Origin of the sequence: Micromonospora sp. MW-13, from assembly GCF_003434305.1 — a bacterium.
Taxonomy (GTDB): Bacteria; Actinomycetota; Actinomycetes; order Mycobacteriales; family Micromonosporaceae; genus Micromonospora.
Genome location: NZ_QKKX01000005.1, coordinates 232742 through 242624, shown reverse-complemented (window position 1 = coordinate 242624; position 9883 = coordinate 232742). Strand labels below are relative to the sequence as shown.

Genomic DNA, 9883 nt, shown 5'->3' with positions numbered 1-9883 from the left:
ACCCTTGCCGAGCGGCATGACCAGGTCGATCACCCGCGTCGTCAGGATGTGCGGCTCGGTCTCCAACCGCAACCGCTCCTGCGGGTACAGCGGAGTCAGCTTGTAGAACTCCGGCCGGCGCTTCGCCTCGTCCGGCTCCATCCCGTTGATGGTGTCCAGCCGCACCAGCGGGTTGTACTTGTCCCGCCGCTGCTCGCCGTCCCGCGCCGCGCGCACGGCACCGGTGATCGCGTCACCGCGCCGCAGGCCGTACTTCTTGATCTGGGACATCGAGACGTACACGTCGTTCGGGCCGGCCAGGTAGCCGGTGGTCCGGACGAAGGCGTAGTTGTCGAGCACGTCGATGATGCCGGCGACCGGGACGAGGACGTCGTCCTCGCTCACCTGCGGCTCGCGGCCACCGCCACCGCCACCAGCGCCGCCGCCGTCCTCGCCGCGCTCACCGCGGCCCCGACGACGATCCCGGAAGCGACTGCGCCGGCCCCGCCGGCCGCCGTTCTCGTCGTCGTCGTCGTTGTCCCGATCGGCGCGCGGGCCCCGGTCGTTACGGTCGTTGCGGTCGCTCCGGTCGTTGCGCTCACCGCGCTCGGCCCGGTCGCCGCGGTCGTTGCGGTCGCCCCGCTCGCCACGCTCGGTCCGCTCGTTGCGGTCGCCGCGCTCGGTCCGCTCGGCCCGGTCGACACGCTCGGCCCGGTCGGTCCGCTCGGCACGCTCAGTCCGCTCGGCCCGGTCGGTCCGCTCGGCCCGGTCGGTCCGCTCGGCCCGGTCGGTCCGCTCGGCACGCTCAGTCCGCTCGGCACGCTCGGCACGCTCGGCCCGCTCGGTCCGTTCAGTCCGCTCGGCCTGGTCCCGGCCGCCCCGGCCCTCACCGCGCTCCCGGCGGCCCTCGCCACGCTCGGCGGGTTCGGTGCCGGTCGCGGCCGGCGGCTCCTCGGCGCGAGGCTCGGCCGGCCGGGTCTCCGCCTCGGCGGCCCGGGACTCGGCGACGGCGGCGGCCCGGCTGCGCCGGGTCCTGGTCCGGCCCTCGGTAGGCGCGGCAGCAGCCGGCTCCGCCGGGGTCCGGTTCTGGTCGCCGGACGGGGAGACCTCCGCGTGCACCTCCTCACGAGTGGGGGCAGCAGCAGCCGCGACCTCGGCCCGCGGTCGAGGGGTCCCGGCGCCGGCACCGCCCTGCCGCTCGGTGATCGCGCTGATCAGCTCGCCCTTACGCATGCGAGCCGTGCCGGAGATGCCGAGCGACGCGGCCAGGCTCTGCAACTCCGGCAGCAGCATCGCCGACAGGCCGGTGCCGCTGCGCCGACGGCGAACGGGGGCGGCGGCGGTGGCATCGCCAGCGACGTTGGAAACATCCGACGTCACGTCGGTGGTGTCGCTCAATGGATTCCTTCCCTCGATAGGCCGGGACTGCCCGGAGTCGACAAGCAGGTGGCCGGGCGGCCTCGGTGCACCCGCCTCGCATGACGCGTCGCGGGAGACTGTGACACAGCAGCCGGTCGGTTTCCCGACTCACCAACATCGGTGAGCAGGTCTCGCCGTCTGCGGCGACCTGCGGAAACTGCGGTGCGGCGTGGGCCTTTGGCAGAGGAGACGGGCTGACCGCCGAGAGCTTCGGGGGTGCGCCGACCCGCAGGGAGATCGCATGCTTCGCGGCTGTGCTAAGTCTAGAGCGTAATCAACTCTTTCGACCTGCGGCAACAGGGTCCCGCTCGGCGTGTCCAAGTCTACCCCGTGCGACCCGTGCTCCGTGCACGTCTATACCCAACCCCAGGGACAGCCAACCTGTTCCCACGGAGAAGTCCGCGCCGGGCTCGCTCAGCGCCAGCACCGACGGGCCCGCCCCACTGACCACGGCGGCCACACCGGCCGCACGCAGCGCACCGACCAGGGCAGCCGTGCCGGGCATCCCCTCGGCGCGGTAGTCCTGGTGCAGCCGGTCGACCGTGGCGGCCAGCAGCAGGGCCGGCTCGGCGGTCAGCGCGTGCACCAGCAGCGCGGCCCGGCCGGCGGTGAGCGCGGCGTCGGCGTGCGGGACTGCGCCGGGCAGCGCGGCCCGGGCCACGGCGGTCAGGCCGCGCTCCTCGGGCACGAAGACCGTCGGCCGCACCCGGCCGTCGACGGCCAGCGAGACCGCGCGGGCGCCGGCCGGCTCCGTCCAGGCGATCGTGAAGCCGCCGAGCAGGCAGGGGGCGACGTTGTCCGGGTGGCCCTCGATCTCGGCCGCCAGCCGCAGCGCGCCCGCGTCGTCCAACCGCGTGTTCCCGTCGACGACCAGCGCCCGGGCCAGTTGCACGCCGGCCACGATGGCGGCCGACGAGGAGCCCAGGCCACGGGCCTGGGGGATCCGGTTGACACACTCCACGGCGAAGCCCGACGGCTGGCCGCCCAGCGCGTCGAAGGTGGCCCGCATCGCCCGGGCGACGAGGTGCGCGTCGTCGTCGGGCAGCTCGCCCGCGCCCTGCCCGGTCACCGCCACCCGGACGCCGTCGGGCACCACCTCGGCGGCCACGTCGTCGTACAGGCCGAGCGCCAGCCCCAGCGCGTCGAACCCCGGACCGAGGTTGGCGCTGGTGGCGGGGACCCGGACCTTGACCGGCCCGGACACGAATGTCGTCGGCACGCGCTCATGCTAGGCCCCGGGACGACCCCGGCGGGGCTCCGCCCGCCCCGTGGGACTGGCCCGCCTCCGCTAGCCTGGCCGGGACGATCACGAGGCGGGAGTCGGCATGGAGTTCCTGACCTACTCGGTCACCCAGGTGGCGACACAGATCCCGAGCCTGCTGGTGCTGGTGGCGGGCCTCACGCTGGCGGTGGTCCTCCGCGCCCGGCTCGGCCGGCTCCCCCGCCTGCTGCTGGCGTCGGGCGTGGTGGTGCTGCTGGTCGGCATGCTGCTCAGCCTCGCCTGGCTGCTCGTCCTGCCCCGGCTCTACGCGTCCGGGGGGTCCTCGATGTCCGGCCTCACGGTGGCCCGGCTCGGCACCGGCGTCAGCCTCGTGCTCGCCCTGCTCCACCCCGCCGGGCTGGGCCTGGTGATCGCCGCCGCGCTGACCGGCCGGCGGCCGGCCGGCGGTGGGTGACGCCACCGGCGTACCCCGGGCGACGCGGCGGCGGGCGGTCAGCGGGCCGGCACGGGCTCGGCGACCGGGTCGGTCAGCGACAGCCGTCGGGTGGCGATCCGCCAGCCGACCGCGTAGACCAGCGTGACCAGGCCGCAGCCGGCCAGCACCACCCGCTCGTCCACCAGGTCGACCACCCCGGCCACCACGAGCTGGCTGACGGAGACGGCGAGCGTCGCCAGCATCATGTCGGTGGCGAAGACCCGGCCGCGCAGCCGGTCCGGCACCTCGCCCTGAAGGGCGAAGTTCGACATCACCCAGTTGCTCCCGCCGGCGAAGTGCGCCACGAAGACCAGCGCCAGCACCAGCGGGAACCAGTCGGCCATCGAGGTACCCACGTAGGCCAGGCCGTAGAGGGACATCGACAGGGCCAGCCCGGGCAGCAGCCAGGCCCGGTTGGTCAGCACCCGGCGCATCAGGATCGGCCCGACCAGCGCGCCCGCGCCGCGCACCGCGAAGAGCAGGCCGGTGCCGACCGCGCCCACCCCGTACACTCCGGCGAGCAGCGGGAAGATGGTGAGCACGCCGTTGCCCAGGCCCACCGCGGACTTCACGGTGACCAACCCGAGGACCCGGGGGCGGTGGCCGATGTAGCCCAGCGCCTCCCGGATCGCCGCCCAGGTGCGTTGGGCGGGCACGGCGGCGTCCCGGGGGGCCTGCAACGGGCGGCGGATCAGCGCCGCCAGCCCCGCCGCCAGCGTCAGGCCGACCGCGGCCACCCAGAAGCAGACGTACGGGCCGGCGGCGGCGCTGAGCACGCCGCCCAGCGAGGCGCCGACGACGGTCATCGTGCCCCAGGCGGAGCCGGCGACCGCGTTGCCGGCGGCCAGTTCCTCCGGGTCGAGGACGTTGGGCAGGGCGGCCTGGGCGGCCGGGGAGTAGAACGCCTTCGCCACCGCCACCACGGCGATCCCTGCCATCGCCAGCCACGCCGTGTCCGCGCTGCGGACGCCGAGCAGCAGCAGCACGCCGAGCAGCGACGCCACGTTGGCCGCCATCATGATCTTCTTGCGGTCGAACCGGTCGGCGATCGTCCCGGTGTACGGCAGCAGCAGCGCGACCACTCCGGTGTCCACGGCCAGCACGAGCGCGCCCCAGACGCCGCTGCCGGTCAGCGTCGGCAGCAGCACGAGCAGCGGCACCATGACGAACCAGTCCGCGCCGAAGACGACCAGCTCGGCCAGGAACAGGTTACGGAAGTTCCGGTTGCGGACCAGGACCGAGGCGGTGGGTGACACGTACCGGAACCCTACCCGCCGACGTGCGGCGGGCTCGCCCGGCGTAGCAGCTCGGAGACGGTGACGAAGGCGAAGCCGCGGTCCCGCAGGCCGGCGATCAGGTCGGGCAGGCCGCGCAACGCGACCAGCCGGCGGGTGTCACCGACGTCGTGGGCGAGCAGGATGGTGCCCGGCTGCACCCCCGCCACGATCCGTCGGGCGTGGCCGGCCGGATCGTCCGGATACCGCCCCTCGACCATCTGCAACGACCACAGCACGAGCCGGTAGTCCAGCCGGGCGGCGGCGTGCAGCACCGCGCCGCCGAGGTGCCCGTACGGCGGGCGGAGCAGCCGGGGGGCGACCCCGGCCGCCTCGGTGATCGCGTCGTGCGCCCGGCGCAGGTCGTCGTGGACCTCGGCGGCGTCGTGCCGGGCCAGGTCGTGGTGCGCCCAACTGTGGTTGCCCACCTCGTGCCGGCCGAGCCGGCCGCGCAGGATGCCGGCGTGCTGCCGGGCCCGCTGCCCCACCAGGAAGAACGTGGCCGGCACGGCGTACCGGTCGAGAGTGTCCAGCACCATCGGCGTCCACTGCGGCCGGGGGCCGTCGTCGAAGGTGAGCGCCACCAGCCGCTGCTCGGTGCGGGCCGCCCAGACGACCGACACCTCGCCGTCGCCGACCTGCTGGCGGTCGCCGCCCAGGGTGGCGCTCGCCGGGCCGCCCGCCAGCGGCAGCCGCCGGTCGGCGATCCAGGTGCTCTGGGCCGTGGCCCCGGCACCCAGCACCGCACCACCGGCGAACAGCCCGACCCGGCGCAGCACGGTCCGCCGCTCCCACCGGCCACCGCTGTCCGCCATGGCCCGCTCCGCTCGCCAGCGGTCGCCCACCCCGGGACGACCTCGACACCGCCAGTATGCGACAGACGACTCACCGCACCGGTCGGATACGCGACGAACCTCCGCCCCGCACGCGACACGCCCCCGCCGGGCGGACCCGGCGAGGGCGTGTCGTGGTCGTGCCCCGGCTATTCGGCCGGCGGCAGCGGCGACTGCCGGCTCTTCGGCAACCGCAGCACCTCGAACTGGTCGGTGCCGTCCACCAGGGCCGCCGACGGACCGGACCGGACCGGGCCCGCCGGCCCGCCCTCGGCGGGGGCGCCGACGGGGGCGCCCACCGGCACCGGCTCGCCGGCACCGGTCACCGGCACGTCGTCCGCACCCGGCCCGCCGGACTCCGGCGCCGAGCCACCGGCCCGGCGGCGACGGCGGGCCCGCAGCGACTCCTTGGTGTGCTCCACCATCGAATACAGCGTCGGGACCAGGATCAGGGTGAGCAGGGTGGAGCTGAGCAGGCCGCCGATCACCACGACCGCCAGCGGCTTGGAGATGAAGCCGCCCTCCCCGGTCAGCCCGAACGCCATCGGCAGCAGGGCGAAGATCGTCGCGACCGCGGTCATCAGGATCGGGCGCAGCCGGCGCCGGCCGCCCTCGACCACCGCCTCCCGGACCCCCATGCCCTGCGACCGGTACTGGTTGATCAGGTCCAGCAGGACGATCGCGTTCGTCACCACGATGCCGACGAGCATCAGCACGCCGATCAGCGCCGGCACGCCCAGCGGGGTGCCGGTCACCAGCAGCAGTCCGATCGCCCCGGTCGCCGCGAACGGCACCGAGATCAGCAGGATCAGCGCCTGGGTGAGGCTGCGGAACGTCGCCACCATGATCAGGAAGACGATCGCGATGGCGGCCAGCACTGCCAGGCCCAGGTCGGCGAACGCCTCCTCCTGGTCGGCGCTGACGCCGCCGATGCTGATGCTCGCCCCCGGCACGTCGATCGCGTCGAGCTTCTTCTGCAGTTCCTGAGTGGTCGCGCCGAGGTTGGCGCCGGTCGCCGTGCCGGTGACCGTGACGCTGCGCTCGCCGTCGATCCGGGTCACCTGCTGCGGCCCCTCGGCCTGGGTGACGTCGGCGATGTCGTCCAGCTTCACCGGCCCGATCGGCAGGGCGCGCAGCTCCGCCACGGTCGTCGGCGGCTTCGCGCCGCCGCGCAGCACCACGTCCTGCTGGCCGCCGTCGAGGGCCACCTGGCCCAGCGGGGCGCCCCGGTACGCCTGGGCCACGAGCTGCCCGACGGCCGCCTCGCTGAGCCCGATCCGGGCCGCGGCCAGCCGGTCCACGGTCACGTCCACCCGCGGCACCCGCTCGGCCAGGCTGGTCGAGACGTCCTCGACGTCGGCCGTGTCGGCCATCGCCAACCGCGCCTGCTCGGCCGCCCGGGCCAGCACCTCCGGGTCGGCCGCCTGGACGACGACCGCAAGCTGGTTGGTCGCGCCCTGGGCACCGCCGAAGCTTAGCTCGCCCACCTCCGGGCCGAGGGCGTCGAACTGCCGGCGCAGCGTCCGCTTCACCTCGGCCGCGTCGGCGTCGCCGTCCAACGCCACGGAGAAGGTGGCGGTGTTGTTGCCGCCGCCGCCCTGCCACGGCTGGTCGCTGCCTCCGGCGCTGACCTGGTACGTCTCGACGTTGCCGGAGCGCTCCAGCACCTCCTCGACCCGGCGGGCCGCCTGGTCGGTGGCCGCCAGGCCGGTGCCGACCGGGAGCTGCTGGCTGATGGTCAGGGTGTCCTGGCCGGAGTCGTCCAGGAAGTTGGTCTTGAGCGCACTGGACAGGCCGAAGGTGCCGAGCAGCACCAGCAGGCCCAGCCCCAGGGTGATCCAGCGGGTGCCCCGGCCCCGGGTGGCGAACCCGATCACCGGCAGGTACGCCCGCTGCAACGGGCTACGCAGCTCCTTCTCCTCGGCCGCCCGACGCGCGGCGGCGTCGTCCGCCCCGCCCCGCTTGGGCCGCAGGAACCAGTACGCCAGCACCGGGATCACCGTCAGCGAGACCAGCAGCGAGGCGAGCAGGGCCACCGTCACGGTGATCGCGAACGGCGCGAAGAGCTGCCCGACGAAGCCGCCGACCAGCGCGATCGGGGCGAAGACCGCCACCGTGGTCAGCGTCGACGCGGTCACCGCGCCGGCCACCTCGCGGACCGCGGTGAGGATCGCCTCCCGCTTCGGCTCGCCGTATTCCAGGTGGCGTTTGATGTTCTCCAGCACCACGATCGAGTCGTCCACCACCCGGCCCACCGCGATGGTCAGCGCGCCGAGGGTGAGCAGGTTGAGCGAGTAGTCGCCGATCCAGAGCGCGATCAGCGCCACCAGCACCGACAGCGGGATGGAGACCGCGGTGACCACGGTGGAGCGGACCGACAGCAGGAAGACCAGGATGACCACGACCGCCATGACCAGGCCCAGCAGGCCCTCGGTGGTGAGGCTCTCGATGGACTTCTCCACGAACGGCGCCTGGTCGAACACGACGATCAGGTCCGCGCCGGACGCCGAGCGCAGATCGGCCAACCGGTCGCGGATCTCGTGGGAGATCTCCACGGCGTTGCCGTCCGGGGCGGCGGTGACCGCGATGCCGAGGCTGTCCAGGCCGTTGGTGCGGGTGAACGAGGTGGCCGGGGCGAGCTGCTGCTCCACGGCCGCCACGGCACCGAGCCGGACCGGGGCCGCCTTCGGGGCGGTCGGGGCCAGGACGATGCCCCTGAGGTCGTCGAGCGAGCGGATCGGCGTACCCACCTGGACGGTGAGCGCCCGCGAGCCGTCGGAGACCGCGCCGGCCGGCACGGCGATGCCGTTGGTCTTCAGGGCCGTGCCGATGGCGGTCGGCGCGAGCTTCGCGGCGGCCAGCTTGGCCGGGTCCGGGGTGACCGTGACGACCTGGTCGCGGGTGCCGGTCACCGCGACGGTGCGGACCCCCTTGATCGACTCCAGCTCCGGCACCACGGTGTCGCGCAGCTTGTCGGCCAGCGCCCGCTCGTCGCCGCCGCCGGCCGCGGCGATCACCACGGCGGGGAGGTCGTCGGTGCTGCCGGTGAGGACCTGCGGGTCGACGCCCTCGGGAAGCTGTGCGTCGATCCGGCTCAGGGCGGTCTGCATCTTGTTGACCACGCCGTCCAGGTCGGTGCCGAACGCGAACTGCACCTGGACGATGGTGGAGCCCTCGCGGGAGGTCGAGGTGACCTTCTCCAGCCCCGGGATGCCCTGGAGGCTGTTCTCGATCGGCTCGGTGACCTGGGACTCGACGATCTCGGGCGCGGCACCGGGGTAGACCGCCACGACGAACGCGCCGGGGAACTCCAGCGACGGCAGGAGTTGCTGCTTCAACGACGGTACAGCGAACAGACCGAACAGCGTCGTGACCACCGCGATGAGGGCGACCAGCCCCCGGTTGGCGAGGCTGAATCTGGCGAGCAGCGACATCGGCGTGGCTCACTCCTGAAGAGGAAGGCGGGACAGCTCGGTAAGGGAGAGTCTGCCGCACCGGCTCTTTTGTCCGGCCGCGGGGGTATCGCCCGGAGGGCCCGGCCCAGGGTGACCTGGGAGCGTTACCGGGCCGGTCAGGCCAGGTCGAGGGACCGGGCCGCGGCGAGCGGGTCGTTGGCGATGGTGACCGGGGCGGGAGCGGTGGAGATCGCCCACTCCGGGTCCTTCAGGCCGTGGCCGGTGACGGTGCAGACGACCGTGGCGCCGGCCGGGACCTTGCCGGCGGCGGCCTGCTGGAGCAGTCCGGCGACGCTGGCCGCGCTGCCCAGCTCGACGAAGACCCCGACCTCGCGGGCGAGCAGCCGGTACGCGGCCAGGATCTCCCGGTCGCTGACGGCGGCGATCAGCCCTCCGGAGGCGTCCCGGGCGTCGACGGCCTTGGTCCAGCTCGCCGGGTTGCCGATCCGGATCGCGGTGGCGATGGTGGACGGCTCGTGCACCACCTGACCGGTGACGATCGGGGCCGCCCCGGCGGCCTGGAAGCCGTACATCTTCGGGGCCTTCGTGGCGTTGCCGTCGCGCAGGTCCTCCGAGTAGCCCATCCAGTACGCGGAGACGTTGCCGGCGTTGCCGACCGGCAGGCAGTGGATGTCGGGGGCGTCGCCGAGCGCCTCGACGATCTCGAACGCGGCGGTCTTCTGCCCGTGCAGCCGGTCGATGTTGACCGAGTTGACCAGCGCGACCGGGTAGTCCTGGGCGAGTTTGGCGGCCAGCGCGAGGCAGTCGTCGAAGTTGCCGTTGACCTGGAGCAGCCGCGCGCCGTGCACCAGCGCCTGGGCCAGCTTGCCGAGGGCGATCTTGCCCTGCGGCACCAGCACCGCGCAGGTGATCCCGGCGCGGGCCGCGTACGCGGCGGCGGACGCGCTGGTGTTGCCGGTCGAGGCGCAGATGATCGCCTTGTCGCCGTGCTCGACGGCCTTGGAGACCGCGAGCGTCATCCCCCGGTCCTTGAACGAGCCGGTCGGGTTGGCCCCCTCGACCTTGAGGTGGACGTCACAGCCGAGCCGGGCGGAGAGCACCGGCGCGGGCAGCAGCGGGGTGTTCCCCTCGTGCAGCGTGACGACGGGCGTGGCGTCGGTGACCGGCAGCCGGTCCCGGTACGTCTCGATCAGGCCCCGCCACATGTCGCTCTCCTCGCCTCCTGCGCCCCCGCCGAGCTGGGGGCCTCTCCAGCGTGGCCCAGC

The 9883-nt window shown here is 74.1% G+C and carries 7 protein-coding genes; 1 reads left to right on the top strand and 6 read right to left on the bottom strand.

Annotated features, from left to right (window positions below):
* Together C5N14_RS03820 and thrB are read right to left on the bottom strand one after the other, a co-directional pair.
* Positions 1 to 1377: Rho termination factor N-terminal domain-containing protein (locus tag C5N14_RS03820; RefSeq protein WP_207892601.1), on the bottom strand; the 1377-nt coding region annotated here is incomplete at its 3' end.
* 295 nt (positions 1378 to 1672) lie between these two features.
* A complete protein-coding gene (gene thrB, locus C5N14_RS03815) occupies positions 1673 to 2617 on the bottom strand; it encodes a homoserine kinase (RefSeq protein WP_117665502.1) in 945 nt (314 codons plus the stop codon).
* 106 nt (positions 2618 to 2723) lie between these two features.
* Here thrB and C5N14_RS03810 point away from each other — a divergent pair, with 106 nt between their 5' ends.
* The gene (locus C5N14_RS03810) at positions 2724 to 3074 is read left to right on the top strand and encodes a hypothetical protein (RefSeq protein WP_117665500.1); all 351 of its coding nucleotides are present in this window, start codon (positions 2724 to 2726) and stop codon (positions 3072 to 3074) included.
* Positions 3075 to 3112: 38 nt separating this feature from the next.
* Here C5N14_RS03810 and C5N14_RS03805 read toward each other — a convergent pair whose 3' ends face one another.
* The 4 genes from C5N14_RS03805 to thrC all read right to left on the bottom strand — a co-directional run bounded on the left by C5N14_RS03805 (position 3113) and on the right by thrC (position 9823).
* Positions 3113 to 4351 (bottom strand): MFS transporter, encoded by a 1239-nt coding sequence (locus C5N14_RS03805; protein WP_117665498.1) that lies wholly within the window; start codon positions 4349 to 4351, stop codon positions 3113 to 3115.
* A gap of 11 nt (positions 4352 to 4362) precedes the next feature.
* Entirely contained in the window at positions 4363 to 5184 is an 822-nt protein-coding gene (locus C5N14_RS03800; protein ID WP_117665496.1) for a polysaccharide deacetylase family protein, read from the bottom strand.
* A 167-nt stretch (positions 5185 to 5351) separates the two neighbouring features.
* Entirely contained in the window at positions 5352 to 8636 is a 3285-nt protein-coding gene (locus tag C5N14_RS03795) for an efflux RND transporter permease subunit (RefSeq protein ID WP_117665494.1), read from the bottom strand.
* Between the two features lie 137 nt (positions 8637 to 8773).
* Positions 8774 to 9823 (bottom strand): threonine synthase, encoded by a 1050-nt coding sequence (thrC, locus tag C5N14_RS03790; RefSeq protein ID WP_117665493.1) that lies wholly within the window; start codon positions 9821 to 9823, stop codon positions 8774 to 8776.
* Positions 9824 to 9883 lie beyond the last annotated feature (60 nt).

Excerpts from the sequence above, each read along its gene's own strand:
- C5N14_RS03810 (WP_117665500.1), top strand. The coding sequence starts at position 2,724 with ATGGAGTTCCTGACCTACTCGGTCACCCAGGTGGCGACACAGATCCCG.
- C5N14_RS03800 (WP_117665496.1), bottom strand. The coding sequence starts at position 5,184 with ATGGCGGACAGCGGTGGCCGGTGGGAGCGGCGGACCGTGCTGCGCCGG.
- C5N14_RS03795 (WP_117665494.1), bottom strand. The coding sequence starts at position 8,636 with ATGTCGCTGCTCGCCAGATTCAGCCTCGCCAACCGGGGGCTGGTCGCC.
- thrC (WP_117665493.1), bottom strand. The coding sequence starts at position 9,823 with ATGTGGCGGGGCCTGATCGAGACGTACCGGGACCGGCTGCCGGTCACC.